General features: G+C 73.3%; 26 protein-coding genes. 9 read left to right on the top strand and 17 right to left on the bottom strand.

The genetic code is table 11. The features are described 5' to 3' along the window. Both LG943_RS09355 and LG943_RS09350 read left to right on the top strand, forming a co-directional pair. The gene (locus LG943_RS09355) at window positions 1-462 is read left to right on the top strand and encodes a nuclear transport factor 2 family protein (RefSeq protein ID WP_270071825.1); all 462 of its coding nucleotides are present in this window, start codon (window positions 1-3) and stop codon (window positions 460-462) included. A gap of 447 nt (window positions 463-909) precedes the next feature. Beyond that, on the top strand, window positions 910-2,133 hold the full coding sequence (locus LG943_RS09350) for an MFS transporter (RefSeq protein WP_270071824.1): 1,224 nt from the start codon (window positions 910-912) through the stop codon (window positions 2,131-2,133). Here LG943_RS09350 and LG943_RS09345 read toward each other — a convergent pair. The 7 genes from LG943_RS09345 to LG943_RS09315 form a co-directional block, all read right to left on the bottom strand. Then, entirely contained in the window at window positions 2,087-3,103 is a 1,017-nt protein-coding gene (locus tag LG943_RS09345) for a LacI family DNA-binding transcriptional regulator (RefSeq protein WP_270071823.1), read from the bottom strand. The genes LG943_RS09350 and LG943_RS09345 overlap by 47 nt on opposite strands. A gap of 299 nt (window positions 3,104-3,402) precedes the next feature. Next, window positions 3,403-3,924 carry an SRPBCC family protein gene (locus LG943_RS09340; RefSeq protein WP_270071822.1) on the bottom strand — a complete coding sequence of 174 codons (522 nt, stop codon included), beginning with the start codon at window positions 3,922-3,924 and terminating at the stop codon, window positions 3,403-3,405. Between the two features lie 58 nt (window positions 3,925-3,982). Next, complete coding sequence (locus LG943_RS09335; RefSeq protein WP_270071821.1) at window positions 3,983-4,327, bottom strand: ArsR/SmtB family transcription factor; 345 nt, start codon at window positions 4,325-4,327, stop codon at window positions 3,983-3,985. A gap of 219 nt (window positions 4,328-4,546) precedes the next feature. Next, the gene (locus LG943_RS09330; RefSeq protein ID WP_270071820.1) at window positions 4,547-5,155 is read right to left on the bottom strand and encodes a hypothetical protein; all 609 of its coding nucleotides are present in this window, start codon (window positions 5,153-5,155) and stop codon (window positions 4,547-4,549) included. A 61-nt stretch (window positions 5,156-5,216) separates the two neighbouring features. Next, on the bottom strand, window positions 5,217-5,918 hold the full coding sequence (locus LG943_RS09325) for a TetR/AcrR family transcriptional regulator C-terminal domain-containing protein (protein ID WP_270071819.1): 702 nt from the start codon (window positions 5,916-5,918) through the stop codon (window positions 5,217-5,219). A gap of 178 nt (window positions 5,919-6,096) precedes the next feature. Beyond that, the gene (locus tag LG943_RS09320) at window positions 6,097-7,062 is read right to left on the bottom strand and encodes an aldo/keto reductase (RefSeq protein ID WP_270071818.1); all 966 of its coding nucleotides are present in this window, start codon (window positions 7,060-7,062) and stop codon (window positions 6,097-6,099) included. A 172-nt stretch (window positions 7,063-7,234) separates the two neighbouring features. Continuing rightward, window positions 7,235-7,846 carry a TetR/AcrR family transcriptional regulator gene (locus tag LG943_RS09315; protein ID WP_270071817.1) on the bottom strand — a complete coding sequence of 204 codons (612 nt, stop codon included), beginning with the start codon at window positions 7,844-7,846 and terminating at the stop codon, window positions 7,235-7,237. 172 nt (window positions 7,847-8,018) lie between these two features. Here LG943_RS09315 and LG943_RS09310 point away from each other — a divergent pair, with 172 nt between their 5' ends. After that, window positions 8,019-8,201 (top strand): hypothetical protein, encoded by a 183-nt coding sequence (locus tag LG943_RS09310; RefSeq protein WP_270071816.1) that lies wholly within the window; start codon window positions 8,019-8,021, stop codon window positions 8,199-8,201. A 108-nt stretch (window positions 8,202-8,309) separates the two neighbouring features. Here the strand turns inward: LG943_RS09310 and hemC are convergent, their stop codons facing one another. The 8 genes from hemC to LG943_RS09270 form a co-directional block, all read right to left on the bottom strand. Then, window positions 8,310-9,260, bottom strand: a complete 951-nt coding sequence (gene hemC / locus LG943_RS09305; protein WP_270071815.1) for a hydroxymethylbilane synthase — start codon at window positions 9,258-9,260, stop codon at window positions 8,310-8,312. 186 nt (window positions 9,261-9,446) lie between these two features. After that, window positions 9,447-9,617: a hypothetical protein gene (locus LG943_RS09300; RefSeq protein WP_270071814.1), complete on the bottom strand. Its 171-nt coding sequence runs from the start codon at window positions 9,615-9,617 to the stop codon at window positions 9,447-9,449. Beyond that, window positions 9,614-9,850 carry a hypothetical protein gene (locus LG943_RS09295; RefSeq protein ID WP_270071813.1) on the bottom strand — a complete coding sequence of 79 codons (237 nt, stop codon included), beginning with the start codon at window positions 9,848-9,850 and terminating at the stop codon, window positions 9,614-9,616. The genes LG943_RS09300 and LG943_RS09295 overlap by 4 nt, the downstream gene beginning before the upstream one ends. Window positions 9,851-9,864: 14 nt before the next feature. Further along, a complete protein-coding gene (locus LG943_RS09290) occupies window positions 9,865-10,095 on the bottom strand; it encodes a hypothetical protein (RefSeq protein WP_270071812.1) in 231 nt (76 codons plus the stop codon). Between the two features lie 514 nt (window positions 10,096-10,609). Further along, complete coding sequence (locus LG943_RS09285) at window positions 10,610-11,854, bottom strand: helix-turn-helix domain-containing protein (protein ID WP_270071811.1); 1,245 nt, start codon at window positions 11,852-11,854, stop codon at window positions 10,610-10,612. 58 nt (window positions 11,855-11,912) lie between these two features. After that, a complete protein-coding gene (locus LG943_RS09280; protein ID WP_270071810.1) occupies window positions 11,913-13,085 on the bottom strand; it encodes a methyltransferase domain-containing protein in 1,173 nt (390 codons plus the stop codon). 309 nt (window positions 13,086-13,394) lie between these two features. Next, window positions 13,395-14,645: an acyl-CoA dehydrogenase family protein gene (locus tag LG943_RS09275; protein WP_270071809.1), complete on the bottom strand. Its 1,251-nt coding sequence runs from the start codon at window positions 14,643-14,645 to the stop codon at window positions 13,395-13,397. 240 nt (window positions 14,646-14,885) lie between these two features. Further along, window positions 14,886-16,322: a helix-turn-helix transcriptional regulator gene (locus tag LG943_RS09270; RefSeq protein WP_179770397.1), complete on the bottom strand. Its 1,437-nt coding sequence runs from the start codon at window positions 16,320-16,322 to the stop codon at window positions 14,886-14,888. Window positions 16,323-16,549: 227 nt separating this feature from the next. Between LG943_RS09270 and aceA the strand changes: the two genes are divergently transcribed. Together aceA and LG943_RS09260 are read left to right on the top strand one after the other, a co-directional pair. Beyond that, window positions 16,550-17,848 (top strand): isocitrate lyase, encoded by a 1,299-nt coding sequence (gene aceA, locus LG943_RS09265; RefSeq protein ID WP_270071808.1) that lies wholly within the window; start codon window positions 16,550-16,552, stop codon window positions 17,846-17,848. Window positions 17,849-18,022: 174 nt separating this feature from the next. Next, a complete protein-coding gene (locus LG943_RS09260; RefSeq protein WP_270071807.1) occupies window positions 18,023-18,901 on the top strand; it encodes a CPBP family glutamic-type intramembrane protease in 879 nt (292 codons plus the stop codon). A gap of 43 nt (window positions 18,902-18,944) precedes the next feature. Here the strand turns inward: LG943_RS09260 and LG943_RS09255 are convergent, their stop codons facing one another. Continuing rightward, the gene (locus LG943_RS09255) at window positions 18,945-20,192 is read right to left on the bottom strand and encodes an MFS transporter (protein WP_270071806.1); all 1,248 of its coding nucleotides are present in this window, start codon (window positions 20,190-20,192) and stop codon (window positions 18,945-18,947) included. A gap of 159 nt (window positions 20,193-20,351) precedes the next feature. On the opposite strand from LG943_RS09255, the gene LG943_RS09250 reads away from it, so the two are divergent. Further along, complete coding sequence (locus tag LG943_RS09250) at window positions 20,352-21,029, top strand: FadR/GntR family transcriptional regulator (protein ID WP_270071805.1); 678 nt, start codon at window positions 20,352-20,354, stop codon at window positions 21,027-21,029. A gap of 16 nt (window positions 21,030-21,045) precedes the next feature. Here the strand turns inward: LG943_RS09250 and LG943_RS09245 are convergent, their stop codons facing one another. Further along, on the bottom strand, window positions 21,046-21,744 hold the full coding sequence (locus LG943_RS09245; RefSeq protein WP_270071804.1) for a TetR/AcrR family transcriptional regulator: 699 nt from the start codon (window positions 21,742-21,744) through the stop codon (window positions 21,046-21,048). Between the two features lie 253 nt (window positions 21,745-21,997). On the opposite strand from LG943_RS09245, the gene LG943_RS09240 reads away from it, so the two are divergent. The 3 genes from LG943_RS09240 to LG943_RS09230 are packed head-to-tail and all read left to right on the top strand — an operon-like array spanning window position 21,998 to window position 24,560. Continuing rightward, the gene (locus tag LG943_RS09240) at window positions 21,998-22,798 is read left to right on the top strand and encodes an ABC transporter permease (protein WP_270071803.1); all 801 of its coding nucleotides are present in this window, start codon (window positions 21,998-22,000) and stop codon (window positions 22,796-22,798) included. A 5-nt stretch (window positions 22,799-22,803) separates the two neighbouring features. Then, window positions 22,804-23,595, top strand: coding sequence for an ABC transporter permease (locus LG943_RS09235; protein ID WP_333486348.1), 792 nt, complete (start codon window positions 22,804-22,806; stop codon window positions 23,593-23,595). Next, a complete protein-coding gene (locus LG943_RS09230; protein WP_270071876.1) occupies window positions 23,592-24,560 on the top strand; it encodes an ABC transporter ATP-binding protein in 969 nt (322 codons plus the stop codon). Before LG943_RS09235 ends, LG943_RS09230 begins: the two co-directional genes overlap by 4 nt. Window positions 24,561-24,643: the final 83 nt, after the last annotated feature.

Here is a 24,643-nt window from a genome sequence, read left to right as displayed (position 1 = left end):
ATGACGAAGACATCCGACGAGACCAACTCGACCACTGTCCTCACCGGCATGTACGCGGCCGAGGCGAAGTACCTGGCGGCGGGAGGACCCGGTGCGGCCTCGTTCGACATCCTCGCCCCCTTCTTCGCCACCGACGTGGAACTGCATCAGGCGGCGGCGCTGCCCTACGGCGGCACCTGGCGCGGCCACGCGGGCCTGGCGCGGTTCTTCCACGCGATGAGCCGGACGTGGGAGTCGTTCGCGATGGTCGAGCAGGAGTTCCTGGCCACCGGACCGACCGCCGTGGTGCACACCCAGGTCCACGCCCGCGCCCGCGCCACCGGCCGCGAACTGGCCTTCCCCATCCTTCAGACGATCGCGGTCGAGGACGGCAGAATCCGCGAGGTCCGCCCGTTCTACTGGGACACGGCGACGATCGCCGCCGCCTGCGCCGCGACCACCGGTACGACCGGCGGAATGTGAGGCCCGACGAGTCGCGAGGGCAGCCGGTGGCCGGGCGCTGCGGCCACCGGCGCAGCCCGTAGGTGGCTCGGCCCCAGACGGGGCACCGGCGGCAAGCGGGGGTCAGGCGGGCGGCCACCGGTCTGCGGGACCTTTGGTCGAGGTGGCGACGGGGCGCCGAGGCCGGGCACGGGGCGGGGCACGCGCCCACCGGTCAGCGGGGCGGATGGCCGGGGCGGCCTCGGGCACCGCCGGACTCACCTCCCCGTCGCGACCCCGGCCGACCGCAAGAGCACCGAAACGGCATCCCCGGCTACACCACCTCCCTCGCCGACTCAGCCCTCGGCGGCGAGGGATAGGCGGTTGCCGCCGTGGTGCCGGGTGTGCCAGGCTCAAACCTGGGAAGTACTACGTAGTACTTGGTTACCGGGTATCCCCACCACACACCCACCAGGCAAAGGCGGCTTTGTGCTCGGCTCCTACCTCGCGCTGCTGCGGCGGGCGCATGTTCCCTCGGCGCTGGCGATCAACATCGTGGGCCGCCTCCCCCACGGGATGGTGGCCCTCGCGCTCACTCTGCTGTTCCGCGACGAGGGCGTGCCCTTCGGCACCGTGGGGGTGCTGGTCGCCGTCTACGGCATCGGCACGGCCGTGGGCGGGCCGGTGCTGGGGCGGCTCGTGGACTTCCACGGGCAGCCGGTCGTGCTGGTGGTCAGCGGCGCGGTGGCGGCGGGGACGCTGATGTGGCTCGCCCTCGCGCCCGACGCCCCCCTGCCGCTGGCGCTCGCGCTGTCGGCGCTGGCCGGGGCGTCCACCCCGCCGCTGGAGCCGTGCCTGCGCTCCATCTGGCCCGACCTGGTGCCCGACGAGCGGGAGCGCGAGACCGCGTACTCGCTGGACGCCGCGCTCCAGGAGGTCATCTTCGTCACCGCGCCCCTGCTGGTGGTCGCGGTGGCCGCGCCGTTCGCCCCCGTCGGGGCGGTCGTGGCCACCGCCGTGATCACGGTGACGGGCGCCGCCGCGTTCGCGGCGCTGCGGCCGGTGCGGCGCTGGCGGCCGGTGCCGCGCCGGACCAACTGGCTGGGCCCGCTCATGTCGGCGCGGGTGCGCCGCGTCGTCGTGTGCTTCGTGTTCGTCGGCACCGCGCTCGGCGCCCTGGCCGTGGGCGCGGTGGCCTACTCCGAGGCCGCCGGGTCGCGCGACGTCTCGGGGCTGCTGCTCAGCGCCAACGGGCTGGGCGCGCTGGTCGGCGGCCTGCTCTACGGCGCGCTGCCGATGCCCTTCTCCCCCACCGCGCGCTTCCGGCTGCTGCTGGGCGGCCTGGCCCTGGGCTACCTCCCGATGCTGCTGATGCCCGGCACCGCGCTGATGGCGGTGTTCGCCGCCCTGTCGGGGGTGTTCCTGGCCCCCGCGCTGGCCTGCACGTTCCTGCTGCTGGGGCGGGCGGCCCCGGTCGGCACCGCGACCGAGGCGTTCGCCTGGCTGATCTCGATGTTCGTGTGCGGCAACGCCCTGGGCAGCGCGGCGGCGGGAGCCGCCGTGGAGGTCGCGGGTCCGGTGGCGCCGTTCGCCGTGGCCAGCGCGGCGACCCTGCTGGCGGCGCTGTTGTCGCTGCGGGTGCGGGAGCGCGGCGAGGCGGGGCGGCTCAACCGGCGGAGCGACGCGGGGGCGGCGCCGTCGACCCCCGGATGAGCAGGCGGGCGGGCAGCCGTACGACCTCGGTGGGCTGGGTGTCGGCACCGTCGACGGCGGCCAGGAGCCGGCGCATGCCCATCTCGCCCAGGGTCTCGCCGGGCAGGTCGACGGTCGTCAGCTCGGGTGTCAGCGCCTGGGCGAGGTCGACGTTGTCCACGCCGGTCACCGACAGGTCGCCGGGGATGGCCAGGCCCTCCGCCTGGGCGGCCTTGTAGGCGCCGACGGCGAGGATGTCGTCGTCGCAGACCACCGCCGTGACCGGGTGTCCGGCGGCGCGCTCGCGCGCCAGGGCCGCGCGGGCGGTGTCGCGTGCGGCGTCGCGGTCGACGGATGCGGCGGCGCGCGCCCGCCGCATGCCCCGCGCGGCGCAGGCGGCGTCGACGGCGGCGGCGCGCTCGCGGAAGGTGGAGGTGTCGACGTCGGCGCGCAGGTGCAGGATGTCGCGGTGGCCGAGGCGGTGCAGGTGGTCGACGACCTCGGTCAGGGCGGGCGCGATGTCGAAGCGGACGGCGCCCATTCCGGCGGGAGGTTCGGCGTCGAGGACGACGGCCGGGACGCTGTCGTCCAGGGGCCGCCCGCCGTCGTCCAGGGAGCAGGCGAGGACGGCGTCGACCCGCTGCCCGGCGACGTCGGCGGCGACCGAGGCGAGGTCGCGCTGGACGGAGAGCACCACCTGGAATCCGGCCTCGCGGGCGGCGCCGCGCGCGCCGGTGAAGACGCGGGCGAAGAACGGGTTCACGATGTCGGGCACGGCGATGAGGACCATGCGCGGCCCGCCCACGCGCAGCCGCCGGGCGTCGGCGTTGGGCCGGAAGCCCAGGCGCCGCGCGGCGTCGAGGACGGCCTGCTGGGTGCCGGGGGCGACCCGCCCGCGCGCGGCGCCGCGGAAGACCAGCGACACCGTGGACTGCGAGACCCCGGCCAGCCGGGCGACGTCGTGGCTGGTGGGGGGTTTGCCGGTGGTCACGGGGCCAGCATAGCCGCGCGCTCCGCGCCGGGACCGGGCGTCGGCCGCCGCCCCGGATCCGGCCCCACGGCCCTGCCCCAGCACGGGGAAGAACGAACCCGTGCCGGGGCAGAGGGCGACGGGTGCGGCCGACAGAACACGGCACCGGCGGCACGGGCGGCGCGGAGTGGGCGGGCGGCGCCGCCCGCCGCGCGGTGCCCGGCCTCGGGCGCCTGCCCGTCCCGCCCTCGCCCGCCGTCTCCGCGCTTACCCGCCTCCGCCGACTTCTCCTGCACGGCGGCGAGCCCGGTCCACGGCCGCTACGCGGGCTGGTGGCCCTCCGGCGGGCCGATCGTGGCGGCCTCCGGGCCGAACTCCTTGACGTAGTGGGCGTTGAGCCGGCGCCACTCCCCGGCCACCTCGTGGCCGGCGCCGTCGAGGTGGGCGGCCAGGACGTCCAGGCAGACGTGCCAGCCGGTGGTGTCGCGGGCGGCGCGGCCGAGTTCGCCGAAGGTCTGGGTGAACACCAACTCGGTGCCCTCCCCCACCGGCCGCAGCTCGAAGCGCAGCAGGTCGCCGGACCAGTCCAACTCCAGCAGGCGGGGCGGCTCCCAGGCGGTCATGCGGCCGGCCATGACCTCGTCCTCGGCGCCGTCCTCGCCCTCGAAGACGAACCGGAGTTCGGCGCCCGCCGCGCGCTCCCCGTCGATGCGGCTGGGGAACCACGCGGCCAGGTGCTCGGGCTCGGTGATGGCCCGCCACACCTTCTCGGGCGGGTGCGCCAGGCGGCGCACGATGCGCACCCGCCAGCGGTCGCCCGCCTGCTCCAGATGTCCGTACACGTCGGTCTCCCTTGGCGTTGGCGTCGGCGGCCCGGTGGGGCCGCGCCCTCAGTCCCGACTACCCAGGGCCGTGCGGGCCGTCGGGCGGGCCGGGGTCGTCGGGCATGGCGTCGAGGTGGCGCTCGAGTGCGTCCAGCCGGTCCTCCCAGAGCGACCGGTAGGGCTCCAGCCAGGCGTCGACCGCGCGCAGCGGTTCGGTGCGCAGCCGGTAGATACGGCGCTGGGCGTCGGAGCGCACCCCGACCAGGCCGGCCTCGCGCAGGACGCGCAGGTGCTTGGACACGGCCGGCTGGCTGAGCCCCAGGCGCACCACGAGGTCGCCCACCGGGCGCTCGGAGGTGCGCAGCAGGTCCAGGATGCGCCGCCGGTTGGGTTCGGCCAGGACCTCGAACACCGCTTCCATGGCCGTAATATGCCAAGTCGGTTATATGCCTGTCAAGAAATACACGCGGGTCGCCGCCGCCGCGTTGCGCCCTCTCGACCACGCGGGCACGAGGGCGTGGCACCCGTGCGCGGCGCCCCCGTCCGCCCCTCCGAGACGGACGGGGACACCGCCGGTCGCCGGGGCGGTCCTCGGTGCCGTCCGTCCATCGGCGCCGAAGGGCGTTGCCCCGGACGTCTCTCAGCCGTTGACCACGGCGCCCAGCGCGGAGGTGTACTGCTCCTCCGTGGGGATCGTGAACAGCTTGGGCGAGCCCTCGAAGGTCACCATGTAGGGGCAGTCGGTGTCCTCGCCGACCATCTCCACCGGCTCGCCGACCTCCTCGCCGGTGCGGGCCTCATAGACCCGGACCTCCACGGTGGCGCTGCGCATCGGCGCGGACTCGCCGGTGAACTCGCAGGTGGCGACCTCCTCGCCGGAGTCGGTGCGCTCGGTGCAGGCGACGAGCTGCACGTCGCCGGGAGACTCGGGGTTGAACGGGTCCCCGGGCCGGTCCACGTTGAGCGAGACCTGGCTGAGGGTGGTGGAGTCGGCGTTGCCGACGTCCTCGAAGACCGCGATCGGGTGCGGCCCGGAGCCGGGGGTGTACTCGGCCGCTCCCGGGATCGGGCGGCCCTGGCACAGCGTGCTGTAGTCGTCCATCCGCTCCGCCGTCTGGTGGAGGGGCCTGTTGGACCACTGGACGAAGCCGTAGACGCAGCCGGCGGGGAGTCCGACGACCACGAGAAGCGCCACCGCGCAGCCGACCACGCGCCCGACGGGACCCGGCTCCTCGTTCCGCTTGTTCACGGTTGCCTTCCCTGGGGGGTGCGGGATGAACTGGGGGGTTTGGTTCGCGCCGCGCGTCCGGTCACCACGGGTCTCCCGAGGCGTCGAGGTCGGCGACGATCTCGTGCACGGAGCGCCCGGGCGGGGCGACCGTGAGCAGGCCCCGGATCTCGGCGATCAGCAGCAGGCGGGAGAACTCCCCGCCGGTCACCGAGGGGAGCCGAAGGTGCGCCGGGCCCAGGCGGGCGTCGTCGAGCAGCATCTTGACGACGGCCTCGCGCTCACGCTGGTAGCCGGCCTCGTCCACGTCGGATTCGCGCTCCTCGGCGATCGCCGACCAGGTCACCAGGGAGGCGACCGCCGAGGCGAGCACGATCGCCGCGTCGGTGGAGTACCCGCGCCGCTCCAGCGCCGCCATCTCGTGTGCGAGCAGCCGCATGCCCGACTCGCCGCGCGGGAACAGCACCTGGAGGTATCCGGCCAGCCCGGGGTGGGCCAGCAGGAACGACCGCAACTGGCCGGCGAAGGACACCAGGTGGTGCTCGACGTCCTGGTCAGGGTCGTCGTGGAGCACGAGGTCGGCCAGCAGGCTCTCGCCGACCAGCCGCTCCAGCTCCCAGCGGCCCTCGATGTGGCGGTACAGCGCGGTGGCCGAGACCCCGAGTTCGACGGCCACGGCGTTGACACCCAGGCGGCGCATGCCCAGCGCTCGGCCGGCGCGCACGATCTCGGCGGTCGACACCACGGCGGGGCGGCCGCCGTGCCGGCGTCGGGACGACTCCATCGGGACCACCCCCTTTTTCCTTCCGCTCTTCAGCGCGCGGTCGACGGCGCCCGCCCAGGGACGACGCCAACCGGGGCGAACCTAAGTTAACGGCATTAACCTAGAGCCGCCCCGTCCGGGGGTCAAGTGGGTCCTGTGGGGGGTGCCGGGGCGCTGCGGCCCTTCCCGCACCGCCGGGCTAGCGGGCCGCGTCCAGGCGGGCGCGCTGGTCGGCGGTCAGCTCCAGGTCCACCGCGTCCAGCACCTCGTCCAACTGGGCCACGGAGCTGGCGCCGACCAGGGGCAGCACCTGCGGGTCGTGGCCCAGCAGCCAGGCGATGACCACCTGGTTGCGGGTGGCGCCGGCCTCCTTGGCGACCTCGTCCAGCGCGGCCAGCCGGGCGGGGGTGCCCGGGTGGTCGTAGGGCGGCGACAGCGGCTTCTCGGGCCGGGTGTAGGCGCCCGAGAGGAGGGCGGAGTACGCCAGGACGGGCAGCCCGTGGACCTGGGCGAAGTCCAGCAGCTCGCTGCTGGCGTGGGTGTGGCCCGCCTCGGGGAAGGGCACGTCGTAGCGCGGCTGGAGGTAGCTGTAGCGGTACTGGAGCACGTCATACCCCGGCCGGCCGCTCGCGGCGGCGAGGGCGCGGGCGTGCTCCAGCCGCCAGGTGGCGTGGTTGCTCGCGCCCAGCAGACCCACCGCGCCCTCGTCCACCAGGTCGGCCAGCGCACCCATGGTCTCCTCCATCGGCACCGAGCGGTCCTCGATGTGGGTGTAGAGCAGGTCGATGCGCTCGACGCCCAGCCGCTCCAGGCTGGCGCGGGCGGCGGCGCGCACGGTGTCGGCTCCCAGCCCTTCGGCGGTCTCCAGCCCGGTGCCGGGCACGGTCGGCTGGGCGCCGAGCTTGGTGGCCAGGACGACCTCGGGACGGCCCCGGGCCGCCAGCCAGCGGCCGAGCAGCGCCTCGCTCTCGCCACCGCGCCCGCCCGGCGTCCAGAAGGCGTAGTTGTTGGCGGTGTCGATGAAGTTCCCGCCTGCGGCGACGAACCGGTCGAGGATGGCGAACGACTCCTCCTCGCCGACGGTGGTGCCGAACGGCAGGGCGCCCAGGCAGATGGCGCTGACCTGGCGCGCGGCGTCTTGGGATCCGATGGTGCGAGTACGCATGGGGTGCTTTTCCGTTTCTCACCGGCCCCCGCGTGGGGGCGTTGCCGAGGCGCGCGGCGGCGGCTCCGAGCACGGCCCGCGCCGCGCCGTCGGTGACGATCCTGGGAGGTGGAGCGCGCTCCAGGTCAAGCCCGCGCACCGGACGGCTTCGCCCGCGCGGCACCGGCGCGGCCTACGGCTGGGCGGTGATGGCCCCCGCGACGGCGGCGGCGAGGTCGTCGATGATCGCCTCCTCGGCGACCTCCGGGTGCTCCAGCCACCACTCCCCCGCCGCCTGGACCATGCCCACCACCGCGTGGGCGACGATCTGGGCGCGCACGGGGTCGGCGACCTCGCCGTCGGCCAGCAGCACCCCGGCCAACTCCTCGCCCAGGCGGCGCACCATCATGCCCAGGTCCCCGCGCGTGCGCGGGTCCTCCGACGTGGCGCGGTCCATGAGGAACCGGTAGAGGTTGAGGTTGCCGCGGATCATGCCCAAGTAGGCGCCCACGGTCGCGCGGGTGCGGCGCGCCAGGGAGGTGTCGGCGTGCAGTTCGGCGCGCACCCGCTCCATCAGCGGGTCCACGTGGCGCCGGGCCAGCGCCCGGTACAGCCCGCTCTTGTCGCCGAAGTGGCGGTAGAGGATGGGTTTGCTGATCCCGGCCTCCGCGGCGATGGCCGACATCGAGGCGTCGGGGCCGTCGCGCTGGATCACCCGGTCGGCGGCGTCGAGGATGGCGCGTCGGCGCTCGGGATTGCGGCCCCGGGGCGCGGGGGCGGTGTGCTGGGCGGGTTCGGAAGCCACCCGACAGACGGTAGCGCCTGGCGGGCGCCGCCGCGCGGGGGTGGAGCGGGCCGCAGTCAAGGCGCCGCACGTGGGACGGCCAACCTGGCCACCAGGTCGCGGCGCCGAGTTCCCCCCTTTGGCCACAAAGCGAGACGATGCAACCACACAACGTCACAGGAGTAGTGATCCCATGAACCGACTCACGGCCGCGCTCGCCCTCGCCGGACTCGCCGCCCTCACCCTCGGCCCCGCCCCCGCGCACGCCGAGGGCTTCTTCGACGACACCCTGGAGGACACCGCCGAGGACGTGCTGGAGAACGCCCACATCGAGGTCGACAGCATCGAGATCCTGAACCGGATCGCCCTGCTGTAGCCCCGCCCCGGCACTCGCGGGCATCGCGGGCGGGGCACGACCCGGGCGGCCCTCCCCCGCCGGGCGCCCCGCCCGTGGGCGTCCGGCGAGGCGGCCGACGGCGGCGGGTCAGTGCGGGATGCCGTCGATGATCCCCCGCGCGCCTTTGCGCAGCAGGTCCGCCGCCACGTAGGCGCCCAGCTCGGCCGGCCGGTCCACCGAGTCCCACTCGTGGGAGTAGGCGAACCGCCCGCCCTCCCTGGTGAACACCATGCCCATGAGCGAGAGCTGCCCGTCCCGCGTGGTGCTCGCGTGCCCCGCGATCGGGGAGTTGCAGTGCCCGCGCAGGCCGTGCAACATCGTCCGCTCCGCCGTGACGTGGATCCGCGTCACCGGGTCGTCCACGAGCCGCAGCAGCTCGCACACCCCCGTGTCCGCGGTGCGGACCTGCGCGCCGACCACCCCGGCGCCCACCGGCGGGCACATGACCTCGGTGGGCAGCACCTCGGTGGCGCGATGCGCGAGCCCCACGTGCCCGAGGCCGGAGGCGTTGAGCACGAGCGCCTCGTACTCGCCGCGCTCGTCCAGCCGGGCGATGCGAGCGTCAGCGTTGCCGCGGATCCGGTCCACGTGCAGGTCGGGCCTGTGCCGCAGCAGTTGGGCCTTCCTGCGCACCGCCGAGGTCCCGATGCGAGTGCCGGGCGGCATCTCCTCCAGGGTCCTGTACTTCGAGCCTTCGCGCACCACCAGGACGTCGCGCACGTCGGTGCGCGGCAGGTAGGCGGCGAACGCGGTGCCCTCGGCCAGCGGGACGTCGCCGGGCACGTCCTTCATGGCGTGCACGGCGACGTCGACGGCCCCCATGACGAGCGCGCGTTCGACCTGCTTCAGGAACGCGCCCTTCCCGCCGAGCTTCGACAGGTCGCCCATCCACTGGTCGCCGGTGGTGCGGATGCCCACGTGCTCGATTTTGAGGTCCGGGATGACCGAGGTGATGGTGTCGGCCACGGCGCGGGCCATGGACATGGCCATGGGTGAGGTGCGGGAGCCGATGCGCAGGGGCGGCCGATCGGAAAGCATGCGCCAAAGGTACTCCGCTGGCGATGCCATTCGCGCGCGTATGAGCTGGTCATGACGGGTTGTCGCTATCTCGGACATGGATCCTCGCACTAGACCACAGGGGGGACGACCTTGCCGGGTTGCCCGCGCGCCGGGACGCCTCAGGACCGCTCCTGTCCCGGCGCGCGGGCGTTCGAGGGGGCCGCGTCAGGTCTGCGGCCCGGCGTAGCGCCACCGCTCGATGCGCTCCTCGACTCCGGGATGGTCGAGGTCGTCATCGATCCCGCGCGGCGGCCCGTACTGGAGCCGGATCCGCTCCTCCTCGTCGTTGTCGTCCCGGTCGTCCTCGAGTGCGCGGCCCCGGCTGGATCGGGTCATGCCGCGCTCCGGGCGGTCAGCACATCGGCGACCGGCGCCAGATGCGCGGCGCGCCACCGCTCCTCGGCCGCCGCGTACTCCCGAACCAGCGCCGCCAGCGCCTCGGGGTCCGGCGCCGACCGCACACCGTAGACGCCGATCACGTAGTACTCGCCGGAGTACGGGCCGAACGCGAACTCGAACCAGCCGCCGTACTGGGCCTGGAAATGGGCGACGACGACTTCCGGGGGCATGGCCTCCGCCACCGTCACCACCCCGCCTTGTCGGCGTCGGCCAGGCGGCGGGCGAACCGGTCCAGGTCGTAGGAGCCCACGGAGTCACCGGTTTCGTGGTGTATCGCCTGGAAGTAGACGTCGCCGGACTCGTCGGCGGAGAACCACGCGCACCAGGTCGGGTGCACCAGGGTAATGGCCACGAACCGGGCGTAGGCCTCGCGGTCGAGCGGGCGCGGCGTGTACTCGCGGGCAGGGGTCGTCACCGGGACACCCCCTCGCGGGGCGGTCGCCGTGTCTGCGTGCGCCTGGCGCGGTCCCGGCCGCGCTCTCGTCGTCGGGGGAGCGGCAGCATTAGAATCCTCCACCAGAATCAGGGAATTGATTTCAGGTGGCGGGATATGGTTGGCGCCTTCCCGCCACCTTCTGTGTCACGAGGTCACGACTGGGCGTTCAGCAGCGAACGAAGTTCGTCGCACGTGGCGGCCCTGAGGGGGCGGCTGTCGCCCAGTTGGGCGCACCAGTCTCCGTGCCTCCCGTCAGTGCGGAACTCCCGCCAGATCTCCCAGTCCGGGAATTCCCCCGCCAGAATTTCGGCCTCGGTAGGCCACGGCCCGTGTAGAGCGTCGCGCTCGTCCGCTCGGGAAGCGTCCGCCATAGCTGTCACCACCTCGTAAAGTCGTGTGGCGACGACGCTAATTCTCGACTACCTGGGAGAACAGAATCGGGCCGTGGCATTTTCACCACGGCCCGATTCAGAACTACCACGCAGCGTAGGACCTACAAGGGAACCCCAAGGAAGTCAACCAGTTCGCGCAGTGCGGCACTCGGTGTCCGCTTCTTGTTGGCTTCCCTCCAAAGATCCTCCCCAATCTCTCGCGCCGCCCGCTGCTGGCGCAACCAGGCCGGAGCAGTGGCACGAAGACGATGCAAGGTCGTTTCAGCCGCTTCATCGTCGCCGAGAAGAACGTTCGCCTTGGCCTTGTCCAACTCGTGCCGCTGCCGCGTGTTCGGGGTGACCCCCGAAGTGTCGATCATCTTGCTCCTCTTGAGCGCTACATCGGGCCGGTCGGCTATCAACTCGTTCTGCGTCCCGTTGATAGCCGCCGTGGCAGGCCCGAACCGCATATGTCCGACCGCTTCACGCTCGGTGCGAAGCCGCCTCCCTGCCGTTTCCGCGAGGTTCTGCATGTCGGCCGCCTCGTCCTTGCGGTTGTTGCGCGCCGCTGCCGCCGCCGCCCTCATCAGGAGGTAGCCCCACGCCGACAGTTCATCAGGGGTCGCCTTCGACATGCGCGGCTCGATGGCCTCCGCCGTCGTCCGGCACAGGTGTTCCACCTCATCAAACCTGGCCTGCCGGAGCAGCGCCCATCCCTGCTGCCCGATCGCGGCGGCGGCCAGTGCCTGGTCACCGACCTGGACCGCGTCGGCCAAAGCGTCGCGCAGTGCGACCATGGCGAGGTCGTGTTCGCGGATTTGGATCAGATACCGGCCGGTGAGTTGGAGCGCGTCGGCGCGCAACCTCACCGCTTTCTGCTGCTCCTCACCCGACAGCACCTGTACGTGCGCGTGAGCGGAACGGACCGCAGCGGGGGCCGTCCTGGCGACATCGTCGTATCGGTTCTCCTGGTAGTCGTTCGCAATGGTGACGACCACCGATTCCAGCATGCGCAGATTGGGCGGAGACGGGTCGATGGAGAAAAGCCGACCACCGAGTCCGGCCGGTGGATTGATCGCGCTGCGGATATCGAGAAGGACGGTGTTCCGGTAGCCGGTGGGTTCGGGTTCCGGCGTTTCGGGGGCTGTGAACCAGATCGTCCTGACGCCGAACACCCGGGCGATGGCGTGGTAGGTCTCCATTCGGGCGCTACCGCCCTGCTCGATTTTCTGGATCACTCCTACGCTGAGCCCGGCCAGTTCGGCGAGTTTTTCCTGGCTGAGTCCGCGACGCTTCCGGAGGTGCGCGACGCGTTGACTGATAGAGGGCTCTGGGGGCGTGAGTTCGGGGAGGGTATCGTTGGCCATGGTTGCCCGTCCTATCCTTCGATTCGCGTCTTCAGGATAGGACGGGCTTCGATACGCGTCAGGGAATACAGGTCAAAGCATTTTCCGGGGTGTCCACCCACAGGTGGTGTTCCCCGGTCGCGGTGACGGTGAGTCCGAGGCGGTCCCGGGCCGGGCTTCCCGACTGGGACCATGCCGTGCGGGCTGCGGCGATCTCGGCCCACAGGTCTCTTGGTCCGGCCCGCCGGGTCGCGTAGGGTCCGCCCGGCGGTTTGTACTCGGCGACCGCCCAGGATCCGGCCCGGTCGAACACGTACACCGTGGCTTCTCCGGCCGCCGGGTGGTTGTCGGGGGCGGCCTCGAAGGCGGCGTAGCCGAGGCCGGGCACCGACCACCCCAGGACGACGCTCCAGCCGGGGTCGCGGTCGGCCACGCATCGGGGGTTCAGCGGCATGGACCCGGTGACCGCGTCGGGGTCGTCCTCGTCGACCCAGGTCCGCCACGCGTCCACCGGAGGACGCTGGTCGCGCGCCAGCATGAACGCGGCGTCGCCGACGACACGGCCCGCCGCTTCCCCGTGTCCGCCCTCCAGCCGCACCAGGACCGATTCGGCGAACCCGGCGCCCGGTGCCCACGGGGCCACGATCGTCCCGCCGGGCGCGGCGGCGGCCACCCATGCCGCCGGGATCCGGGTGACCGCGACCGTGGCCAGCACCCGGTCGAAGCGCCCCTCTGGCGGGTGGGCGCCGTCGCCCACGATGAGGCGGGGCTTGTACCCGAGCCGGTGCAGCCGCTCCCGTGCCGCCTCCGCCACGCCGGGGTCCACCTCGATCGAGGTGACGTTCTCCGCGCCCAGCCGCTCGCACAGCAGGGCGGTGTTGTAGCCGGTGCCGGTCCCGATCTCCAGCACGGTGTCGCCGTCGCGGGCGCCCATGGCCTCCAGCATGGCCACCACCAGGGACGGCTGGGAGATGCTGGAGGAGGGGGAGTATCCCCGGCCGTCGTCGCCGCGCGGGCGGCCGTCGTCCACCTGGGTGACGATGCTGACGTCCTCGGTCAGCCACCGCTGGGGGTCCGGGTCGGTGACCGGGATCGCGGTGTACCAGCCGTCGCCGTCCTGCGCCCACACGGCCTCGGGGACGAACCGGTCGCGGGGCACGGCCAGCACGGCGCGGTGCCAGGCCGGGTCCTGGATCGCCCCCTTGGCGGTGAGCACGCGGGCGATCCCCGCGCCCGGGTACACGGCGGTCACTGCGGCTTGCCGCCCTGGCCGTCGCCGCTCTGCGGCGGCACCCCCTCCGAGCCGTGCCGGGACGGCTTGCTGCCGTCCGTGCTGGAACTGCCGCCCCTGCCGCTGTCAGTGGGTTTGTCCTGGTTGCCGTGGTCCCCCACGGTGTCCTCCCGGGGTCGCGGGGTGTTTCCGAGAGGACGGTAACCGGCGGCCACGGCGCATCACCGAGAGTGGCCGGTGGCGGCCACCTGGCCACCTGGTCCGGGCACACGAAAAGGCCCGGCACCGGGGGGATGCCGGACCTGTTCCCGCCGTTGACCGGCGCGGACGTCAGCGCACCGGCAGGCCCGTCACCGCGCGGCCGATGATCAGGCGTTGGATTTCGCTGGCGCCCTCGAAGATCGTGAAGATCGTGGCGTCGCGGTGCCAGCGCTCCACGGGGTAGTCCGTCGTGTAGCCGTTGCCGCCGAGGATGCGGATGGCGTTCTGGGTGACCCAGGTGGCGGTCTCGCTGGCGAACAGCTTGCTCATGGAGCCCTCCGCCTGGGCGAACTCCTTGTTGTTGCGGGCCATCCAGGCCGCGCGCCAGACCAGGAGGCGGGCGGCGTCGATGCGGGTGGCCATGTCGGCCAGGGTGAAGGCGATCGCCTGGTTGTCGGCGATGGGCTTGCCGAACTGCTCGCGCTGCACCGCGTAGTCGCGGGCGTACTCGTAGGCGGCGCGGGCGCAGCCCACCGCCATGGCGCCGACGCTGGGGCGCGACGCCTCGAAGGTGCGCATGGCCGCCTGGCCGCGCGAGGGCTGCCCCTCGCGGGCGCGGGCCAGGCGCTCGTCCAGCTTCTCCTTGCCGCCGAGCAAACAGCGGCCGGGCACGCGCACGTCCTCCAGGACCACCTCGGCGGTGTGGGAGGCGCGGATGCCGTGCTTGCTGAACTTCTGGCCCTGGGACAGGCCGGGGGTGCCGGGCGGTACGACGAAGCTGGCCTGGCCGCGCGAGCGCAGTTCGGGGTCGACCGAGGCGACGACCACGTGCACGTCGGCGATGCCGCCGTTGGTGGCCCAGGTCTTGGTGCCGTTGAGGACCCACTCGTCGGTGGCCTCGTCGTAGACGGCGCGGGTGCGGATGGCGCTGACGTCGCTTCCGGCGTCGGGCTCGGAGGAGCAGAACGCGCCCAGCTTGACGTCGTCGGCCGAGCCGAACATCTGCGGCACCCACTCGAACAACTGCTCCTGGGTGCCGTTCCCGGCCACGGCCACCGCCGCCAGCGCGGTGCCGGTGATGGACAGCGCGATGCCCGGGTCGCCCCAGTACAGTTCCTCGAACGCCACGGGGATGCCCACGCCGCTGGGCTCCAGCCACTGGTTGGCGAAGAAGTCCAGCGAGTACAGGCCGATCTTGGCGGCCTCCTGGATGATCGGCCAGGGGGTCTCCTCGCGCGCGTCCCACTCGGCGGCGGCCGGGCGGATGACGTCGCGGGCGAACCCGTGCGCCCAGTCGCGGACGTCGCGGACGTCCTCGTTGAGTTCGAGGCTGAACCCGGCGGCGGCCTGCTCCTGGGGCTCGCTTGCGGTGTCGCTCATCTGCACTCGTCCTTTGCTCAGGGGGGCCTCGGCGGCGCGAGGGGGCGGGCACGGGGGCCGGCGGCGCGCGGGCGGGCGCGCCGCGCGCGGCCGCGCAAGTGTTACCAACGGTAACATGATGGTCCGGCGGCACGGAAGTGCGTCCGGCCCGGCTCCCCCAGGCGTGCCGCTGCCCCGGCCGACGCCGCACCGGCCGCTCCGCTCCCCCGGCCGACGCCGCACCCTTTGCCTCCGGCCGGACTACTCGGCCTGGTGGCGTTCCAGGAAGGTGTAGACGTCGGTCTCGTCCACCCCGGGGAAGGTGCCCGAGGGCAGGGCCGAGAGCACGTGGGAGTGCGCGCGGGCCGAGGGCCACACGTTGCCCTCCCAGCGCGCCGCCAGGTCGGCGGGCGGGCGCACGCAGCACTCGCCGGTGGGGCAGTTGGACTTGGTGCGGTTGGTGGTCTCGCGGCCCCGGAACCAGCGCGACTCCTTGTAGGGCACGCCCAGGGTGATGGCGAAGTTGCGCTCGCGGCTGGGGTCGACGTGCGCCACGCACCAGTGGGTGCCGTTGGGCTTGTCGGTGTACTGGTAGTAGATCGAGTAGCGGTCCGGCGACATGAACACCTGGCGCCCCGACCAGTACCGGCACATCCGCTGGCCCTCGATGGCGCCGGTGTCGTCGGTGGGGAAGATCAGGCCGTCGTTCTCGTAGGCCTTGTAGATGATCCCGGTCTCGTCGTTGCGGATGAAGTGGCAGACCAGGTCCAGGTGCCGGTAGGCGAGGTTGGTGAACCGGTGCGCCGCCATCTCGTAGGACACCGAGTAGACGTCGCGCAGGTCCTCCACCGACAGGTCGCGCGCCTTCTTGGCCTCCTGGAGGTAGGGCACCGCCGTGCCCTCGGGGATGAGCACGGCCGCGGCGAAGTAGTTGGCCTCGACCCGCTGGCGCAGGAAGTCGGCGAAGTCGCGCGGCTGGGCGTGGCCCAGCACGAAGTGGCCCAGCGTCTGGAGCAGGATGGTGCGCGGGCTGTGCATGCCCAGCGACTCCCGCTTGAGGTAGAGGCGGCGGTTGCGGGTGTCGGTGACCGAGCGCACCGAGCGCGGGAGGTCCTGCACGTAGCGCAGGGTGAAGCCGTGGTGGGTGACGATCGCCAGGATCTGGCCCTGCGACAGCGCGCCTCCGCTGTAGCCCACGGCGTCGAGAGTCTCCTGCGCGGCCTTCTCGATGGCCGCGAAGTAGTTGCCGCGCTCGCGCATCTGGCGCCGCAGCTCGGCGTTGGCGCGGCGCGCCTCCTCGGGCGAGGCGGTGGGCTTGGCGCTGCGCCGCTTCAGCTCGTCGTAGAGCCCCACGATGTGCTCCAGCACGTCGTTGGGCACCCGCTTGCCGACCTTGAGGTGGGGCAGGTCCAGGGACTGGTAGAGGGGGTCGCGCTGGGCCTCCTCGACCGCGATCTCCAACTGGGCGCGGCGGCTGGGGGGCTGGCGCGACAGCAGCTCCTCCACCGAGACGCCCAGCGCCTGGGCCAGCGCGGTGAGCAGGGACAGCTTGGGTTCGCGCTTGCCGTTCTCCAGCAGCGAGAGCTGCGAGGGCGCGCGGCCCACGCGCTCGCCCAGGTCCGACAGGGTCATGCCGCGCGTGCGCCGCAGGTGCCGCAGCCGCTGGCCAAAGGTGACCAGATCGAGGTCCCCCGGCAAAGACGGTATTTCTTCAGTCCCGAAGTACGCCATGGGTTCATCATAGAGAAAGAATGAAAGATCTTCACCGCGGAACGTCTCGAAAAACCCTGGAACTTTGCCGAGGATCGTTGTTACCGGCGGGGAACAAGCCGCCGGGGAGGCCGCAGGACCACCCGGGCCGCCCCGGGGGCGGGTCTCCAGCCGGCACAACATCCAGGGGATACACGCGAAGGCGGTGACAGGCCATGAGCATCAGCGGTCGTCAGCAGGAAGCGGCAGCCAAGCTGCGGCAGGAGTGGGAGACCGACCCCCGCTGGGCCGGGATCGAGCGCACCTACTCCGCCGAGGACGTGGTCCGCCTGCGCGGTTCGATCACCGAGGAGCACACCCTGGCGCGGCTGGGCGCCGAGCGGCTGTGGGACCTCCTGCACACCGAGGACTACGTCAACACCCTCGGCGCGCTCACCGGCAACCAGGCCGTCCAGCAGGTCCGCGCGGGCCTGAAGGCGATCTACCTGTCGGGCTGGCAGGTCGCCGCCGACGCCAACCTCTCCGGCCACACCTACCCCGACCAGAGCCTCTACCCGGCCAACTCGGTCCCGCAGGTGGTCCGGCGCATCAACAACGCGCTCAAGCGCGCCGACGAGATCACCTGGTCGGAGGGCGACGAGTCCGCCCCCTACTGGCTGGCGCCGATCGTCGCCGACGCCGAGGCCGGGTTCGGCGGCGTCCTCAACGCCTACGAGCTGATGAAGGCCATGATCGCGGCCGGCGCGGCAGGCGTGCACTGGGAGGACCAGCTCGCCTCGGAGAAGAAGTGCGGCCACCTCGGCGGCAAGGTGCTCATCCCCACCGGCCAGCACGTCAAGACGCTCAACGCCGCCCGCCTGGCCGCCGACGTCGCCGGCGTGCCCAGCCTGGTCATCGCGCGGACCGACGCCCAGGCCGCGACCCTGATCACCAGCGACGTCGACGAGGCCGACCGCCCGTTCATCACCGGCGAGCGCACCGGCGAGGGCTTCTACCGGGTCCGCAACGGCCTGGAGGCGTGCGTGGCGCGCGGCCTGGCCTACGCGCCCTACTCCGACCTGCTGTGGATGGAGACCTCCACCCCCGACCTGGAGGTCGCGCGGCAGTTCGCCGAGCGCATCAAGGCGGAGTACCCCGACCAGATGCTCGCCTACAACTGCTCGCCGTCCTTCAACTGGAAGCGGCACCTGGACGACGCCACCATCGCCAAGTTCCAGCGCGAGCTGGGCCACATGGGATACAAGTTCCAGTTCATCACCCTGGCCGGGTTCCACTCGCTCAACTACTCGATGTTCGACCTGGCCAAGGGCTACTCCGAGGGCGGCATGAGCGCCTACGTCCAGCTCCAGGAGAACGAGTTCGCCGCCGAGGAGCGGGGCTACACCGCCACCCGCCACCAGCGCGAGGTCGGCACCGGCTACTTCGACCTGGTCAGCACGGCCATCACGCCGGACGCCTCCACCACCGCCCTCACCGGATCGACCGAAGAGGACCAGTTCTCAGCGGCTCACTGACACTGGATCCTCCTTCCCTGACGGCAGCCCGCCCCGCTTTCGTGGCGGGGGCGCGGGGGGCTGGCCGTCCCGCGCCGGCCTCGCGGCAACCGTGTCACCCGCGAGGCCGGCGCCTCTGCGTGCGCGGCCGACCGCGTGCGGGACCGCCGGTGGGCACATGCCATGATCGGGTCCATGGCCGAGCCCACCTCCGACGAGCGCGCCGAGCCGCACGCGACCCCCGGCTCCCCCGCCTCTTCCGGCGCGCCCGAGCCCGCCGCACCCCGGCCGCGCGCCCCGCTGCCCGCCGCCGCCGCGCTCACCCCGCGCCTGCTGCGCGGCGAGGTCGCCATGGTGCTGCTGCTGTCGCTGGCCGCGGCGGCGGTCTCGGCGGTCATCTCCTTCGTGGGGTCCATCACCGCGCCGGAGTCGCTGGCCGAGCAGACCGCGAGCCTGGTGGGCTCCCGCGCCGAGGCCGAGCGCCCCTGGCTGGACCTCGCCCGCCAGCTCGCCGCCGTGGTCTTCGCCCTGGCGCCGGTGGCCCTGGTGGTCCACCTGCTGCACCGCGGCGCCGAGACGGCGGGCACCATCGGCTTCGATCTGCGCCGCCCCGGCCGCGACCTGCTGGGCGGCGCCGCCCTGGCCGCGCTCATCGGCTGCGGCGGGCTGGTGGTCTACCTGGTGTCGTGGCGGCTGGGGCTGACCGTCACCGTGGCGCCCAGCGCCCTCAACGAGCACTGGTGGACGCTGCCGGTGCTGGTGCTCCAGGCCGTCAAGAACGGCGTGCTGGAGGAGGTGATCGTGGTCGGCTACCTGATGCTGCGCCTGGACCAGCTAGGTTGGTCGCCGGTGCGCGCGGCCGTGGCCGGGTCGCTGCTGCGCGCCACCTACCACCTCTACCAGGGCGTGGGCATGTTCTTCGGCAACCTGGTGATGGGCCTGGTGTTCTGCTGGTTCTACCGCCGCCACGGCCGGGTGATGCCGCTGGTGGTGGCGCACTCGCTGATCGACATCGTGGCCTTCGTCGGTTCGGTCTACCTGATCGGCCGCGTCGACTGGCTGCCCGGGTCCTAGCCGTTCCTCCGGGCGCGCGGGGCGGTGGCGGCCCGCGCCGGCTCTACCCCTTGAGGGAGTCCTCCAGGAAGCGCGGGCGGCCCAGCAGCATGCCCACCGCCGCGTTGGCGGTGACCAGCACCAGGACCAGCGCCAGCGGGGCGTGCCAGCCGCCGGTCAGCTCGTGCAGCATGCCGAACAGGAACGGTCCCACGCCCGCCATCAGGTAGCCCAGGCTCTGGCTGCTGGCCGACATCGCGGCGGTGGCGCCGGGGGTGCGGGTGCGCACGGCGAAGAAGGTGAGGGCCAGGGTGAAGGTGGCCATGCCCACGCCCACCAGCGTGGTCCACACCCAGGTGCCCTCCAGCGGCGACAGCCACAGCCCGGCCAGGCCCGCGATGTAGCAGGCGAAGAACACGAGCACGAACCACCGGTGGTCGCGCACCCGCGCCATCAGGCCGGGCAGCGCCAGCGACGTGGGCACCGACAGCGCCGTCAGGTAGGACAGCATCAGCCCGGCCTGCGCGGCGTCCATGCCCTGGTCGCGCAGCATCTGGGCGAACCAGCCGAAGAGGATGTAGGCCACCGTGGACTGCGTGCCGAAGAACAGCACGCTCTGCCAGCCCATGCCGGTGCGCAGCACCTGGCGCAGCCCCATCGGCGCGGAGCCGCCCGAGCGCGGGGGGTCGTGGCGCAGCAGGCCCAGCCACGGCAGGGCGGCCAGCGCGCCCACGGCCGCATAAGCGCCCAGCGCCAGCCGCCAACTGCCGCTCGCCTGGTACACCGGCACGGTCGCGGCGGCGGCCATGGTGGTGCCCAGGGCCAGGAAGGTGGTGTAGACCGTGGTCATGAGCCCGACCCGGCCGGGGAAGTGCTGCTTGACCAGGGTGGGCAGCAGCACGTTGCCCACCGCCCCGCCGGAGAGCGCCACCGTGCTCAGGGCCAGGAACAGCCAGGCGTTGTCGACCAGCGGCCGGGTGGCCAGGCCGAGCGCGATCGCCAGGAGCGCCGACAGCAGCAGCCGGTGTTCGCCCAGCCGCCGGATGAGCAGCGGGGTGAGCGCGCCGAACACCGCGAAGCACAGCACCGGCAGCGTGGTGAGCACGCCCGCCAGCACGCCCGACATGCCCAGGCCGCCGGTGACCTCGTCCAGCAGCGGGCCGACGCTGGTGATGGCGGTGCGCAGGTTGAGCGCGGCCAGCGCGACACCGCCGACGAGCAGCCAGACGACGCGGCGGGGACGCCGGGCCGTGGCGGTCGAGGGTTCGGCGTCGGCCCGCGGGGCTGCGGAGTCGACTGAGGCGCCCGTCACGCGGTCTCCTAGAGGTGGGATCACGGGATCTACATCATGACCGTAACGCATTGCCCGCGACGGCCAATTCCCGGCCGAGACTGGTCTAAGCTCCGGCCTAACCGCCCGCACAACCGCCGGCCCCTTCGTCTCGTGGCCGCCTGCCCGTAGGAGGTTCGCGTGCCTCTCGCCTCGACACGCCGCACCGGCCTTGTCGACCAGGTCATCAGCCAGCTCCGCGCCCAGATCGACTCCGGCGAGTGGGCGGTCGGCGACCGCATCCCCACCGAGTCCGAGCTGTCCGAGCAGCTTGAGGTGGGGCGCAACACCGTCCGTGAGGCCGTGCGCGCCCTCGCCCACGCCGGCCTGCTGGAGATCCGCCAGGGCGCGGGCACGTTCGTGCGCGCCTCCAGCGAACTGGGGGGCGCGCTGCGCCGCCGCCTGGAGCGCTCCCGGCTGCGCGAGAACCTGGAGGTCCGCCGGGCGCTGGAGATGGAGGCCGCCCGGCTGGCCGCCCTGCGCCACACCGAGGAGGACCTCGCCGAGATCGACCGCGCCATCGGGCTGCGCGAGGCGGCCTGGCGCGAGCGCGACATGAGCGCGTTCGTGGAGACCGACTTCGCGTTCCACCGCGCGGTGGTCAACGCCACGCACAACTCGCTGCTGATCGAGCTGTACGACGACATCGCCCAGGTGGTCTACGACAGCATCGCGCACACGGCCTACGGCCAGCCCTTCTCCGACGAGGGCATCGACCACAACGGGCTGGCCGAGGCCATCCGGGCCGGCGACGCCGACCGGGCGCTGCGCGAGGCGGCCTGCTACCTGGACGAACTGCTGTCGCTGGCGGGCGACTAGGTGCGACCGGGGGCTGTCAGGCGGGCGGCGGCCCGGCGGGTGGGCGCAGCAGCAGGCTGCTGCCCACGCGCCACATGGCGTCGAGCACGGCGGCGCGCGGCGGGTCGCCCTCGCCGCTGAGCGCCTCGGCCATCAGTTCGCGGAACGCCCCCAGGACCGCCGCCGCGGCCAGGCGGGGGTCCACCGCCGTGTCCAGCTCGCCGTCGGCCTGGCCGCGGGCGATACTGCGCGCGGCGATGTCGATCTGGCGGGCCACGCGCTCGGCGTCGACGTGGGCGGCGGCGGGTTCGCGCAGGCGGCGCCCCACGATCATCCGGCCCAGCGGGGCGTCGCACAGGAAGTCGATCTCGCGGGCGATGCGGGCGTGCTCGCGTTCGGGCCAGCTCAGGCCGCCGTCGAGGCGGGTGGTGAACACCTCGGAGTCGTAGCCGTCGTAGAAGGTGTTGACCACCGCCGCGACCAGGCCGTCCTTGCTGCCGAAGTAGCGGTAGAGCAGCCCGGCGGAGACCTCGGCGCGCCGCGCGACGGCGGCGACCTCCAGGTGGCCGTCCTCGGCGAGGATCACCTCCTGGGCCTCGGCGAGTAATCGCGCGCGGGTGGCGCGCCCGCGCGGGGAGACCGCGCCGGGCACCGCCTCGGCGCGGTCGCGGGCGCGGGTGCCGCCCGCGCCGCGCCGCTCGCGCTCGGTGCCGGTTCCGTCGCCGTTCGTGTCCACGCCAGCTCCCACTGTGCCGCCGGTGCCCAATCGCGCGGCCTGCCGCCGCGTCCGCGCCCAGTCTGCCGCTCCGGCTCGCCGCCCGCCCCCGGCTTAGCCGGATCCGGCCAACCGGGTGGCCCGCTCCGCCCGGCGGCCGCTTGGGATGAGACGAATATGGCCGGTGTGCTAGCGTTTTCGGCTCCGGCGTCCCGGACCTGAGTCACCCAGGGCCGTGCCACTTTCCCATCCCCGCGAAGGAAGGCACGGCACGGTGCGGGTGTACCTATCGGTGTTCGGCTGCGCGCTGCGCCGGTACTCCGGCTACCGCGCCGCCACGGCGGCCGGACTGTTCACCAACAGCGTCTTCGGTGTCATCAACGCGCTGGTGCTGCTCGCGGTCTTCGCGGCGCGCCCGCAGATCAACGGCTACACCGCGATCGACGCGGTCACCCAGGTCTACGTCGCCCAGGCGCTGCTGGGTCCGGTCGACGTCATCGGCCGCCCGCTGGCGCTGGCCGAGCGGATCCGCTCCGGCGACGTCGCCGTGGACCTGCTGCGCCCGGCGCACCCGATGGCGTGGTTCCTCGCCCAGGACCTGGGCCGGGCCGCGTTCGCGGTGGTCTTCCGCAGCGTGCCGACGTTCTGCGTGGGCCTGGCGCTGTTCCGCCTGGCGCTGCCGCAGGAGCCGGCGCGCTGGGCCGCCGCGGGCCTGGCGCTGCTGCTGGCCGTGCTCGTCTCCTTCACCCTGCGCTACCTCTACGCGCTGGCGGGATTCTGGATCGGCGACGCGCGCGGTGTGACCGCGCTCGCCGGCACGGTCGGGCCGCTGTGCTCGGGCCTGGTGCTGCCGCTGGTGCTGTTCCCCGACGCGGTGGCGGGCGTCCTGCGCGCGCTGCCGTGGTCGGCGATGGTGCAGGTGCCCGCCGAGATCGTGCTGGGCAAGGCCACCCTGCCGGGCGGCACGGTGCTGGGCGGCCTGGCGTTCCAGGCGGCGTGGGCAGCGGCGCTGCTGGCCCTGGGCGCGCTGCTGACCGCGCGGGCGGCCCGCCGGGTGGCGGTGCAGGGCGGGTGAGCGCGGTGGCGACTTACGTGCGCCTGGCGTGGGCCTGGACCCGCGCGCTGGCCCAGTACCCGGCGTCGCTGGCGATGCTGACGGCGGCGCAGGCGGTGGCCACGGTCGGCGAACTGGCCGCGCTGGTGTTCCTGTTCGGCCACGCCGGGCGGCTGGGCGGGTTCGGGCTGCACGAGGCGCTGCTGGTCTACGGCCTGGCCGGGCTGGCGTTCACGCTGGCCGACCTGCTGATGGGGTCGGTGGAACGGCTGGGCGAGCACATCCGCACCGGCGCCTTCGACGTCATGCTCGTGCGGCCGGTGCCCGCGCTGCTCCAGGTGGCCGTGGAGGAGTTCTCACCGCGTCGGCTGGGCAAGGTGGTGCCCTGCGCCGCCGCGCTGGGCTGGGCGCTCGCGGCGCTGCCGGCGGAGTGGACGCCGCTGCGCGCCGCCGCCGTCCCGGTGCTGGTGGCCTCGGGCACGGTCATCTGCTGCTCGGTCTGGGTGATCGGCGCCTGCCTCCAGTTCGTGGCCCTCGACGCCCGCGAGGCCGCCAACGCGGTGACCTACGGCGGCCAGGCCATGGCGCAGTACCCGCTGGCGGTCTACGGCCGCGACGTGGCGCGGGCGGCCACCTACGTGGTGCCGCTGGCGTTCGTGAGCTGGCAGCCCGCGCTGTACCTGCTGGAGCGGCCCGACCCGCTGGGCATGCCGGAGTGGCTGCGCTTCGCCCCGCCGGCGGTGGCCGCGCTGCTGGCGCTGGTGGCCGCCGCGGTGTGGCGCGCGGGCCTGCGCCGGTACCGGTCGACGGGAAGCTGACGACGCGAGAGGAGGCGGCCGTGGAGGCCGTGATCGAGGCCGAGGGGCTGGGCAAGGACTACACCGTGGCCGAGGGCCCGCTGCCGCGCCGCAGGCGGCGCCGGGTGAGCGCGGTGCGCGACGTCTCCTTCCGGGTGGCGCCCGGGGAGGTCGTGGGCTACCTGGGGCCCAACGGGGCGGGCAAGTCGACCACGCTGAAGATGCTGATCGGGATCCTGGCGCCCAGCGCCGGGCGGGTGCGGGTGGCCGGGCTGGAGCCGGTGCGCGCCCGCACCCGGCTGGCCCGGCGGATCGGCGTGGTCTTCGGCCAGCGCACCACCCTGTGGTGGGACCTGCCGCTGCGCGACAGCCTGGCGCTGACGCGGCACCTGTACCGGGTGCCGCGCGCCGACCACGCGCGGCGGCTGGCCGAGCTGACCGAGGTGCTGGAGCTGGGGCCGTTCCTGGCCACCCCGGTTCGCCAGCTCAGCCTGGGCCAGCGCATGCGCGGCGACCTGGCCGCCGCCCTGCTGCACGCGCCCGAGGTGCTGGTGCTGGACGAGCCCACGATCGGGCTGGACGTGGTCAGCAAGACCGCGATCCGGGAGTTCCTGCTGCGGCTCAACGCCGAGCGCGGCACCACCATCCTGCTCACCACCCACGATCTGGGCGACGTCCAGCGGCTGTGCCGCCGGGTCATGGTGATCGACGGCGGCCGGCTGGCGTTCGACGGCGGCCTCGCGGGGCTGCACGCGGTGGCGCCCTCACCCCGGACGCTGGTGGTGGACCTGGCCGCGCCCGCCGCGCCGATCGCGGTGGCGGGCGCGCGGACCGTGCGGGTGGAGGGGCCGCGGCAGTGGCTGGAGCTGAACGGCAATCCGGCGCGGGTGATCGCCCAGGTGGCGGCGGACCACGAGGTGGCCGACATCACACTTCGCGAACCCGATATCGAGGAGGTGGTGCACCGGATCTACGCGGGTCGGTGACGGCGACGGAGTGTCACGCAGACTTCACCACTGCGTGTACGTAGCCTCGACAAGCGGACACAACGGGACCGGACGATCACTCG

Origin of the sequence: Streptomonospora mangrovi, assembly GCF_027604915.1 — a bacterium.
Lineage (GTDB): Bacteria > Actinomycetota > Actinomycetes > Streptosporangiales > Streptosporangiaceae > Streptomonospora > Streptomonospora mangrovi.
The sequence above is the reverse complement of the archived record's forward strand: the minus strand, read 5'-3'. Positions and strand labels throughout refer to the sequence as shown.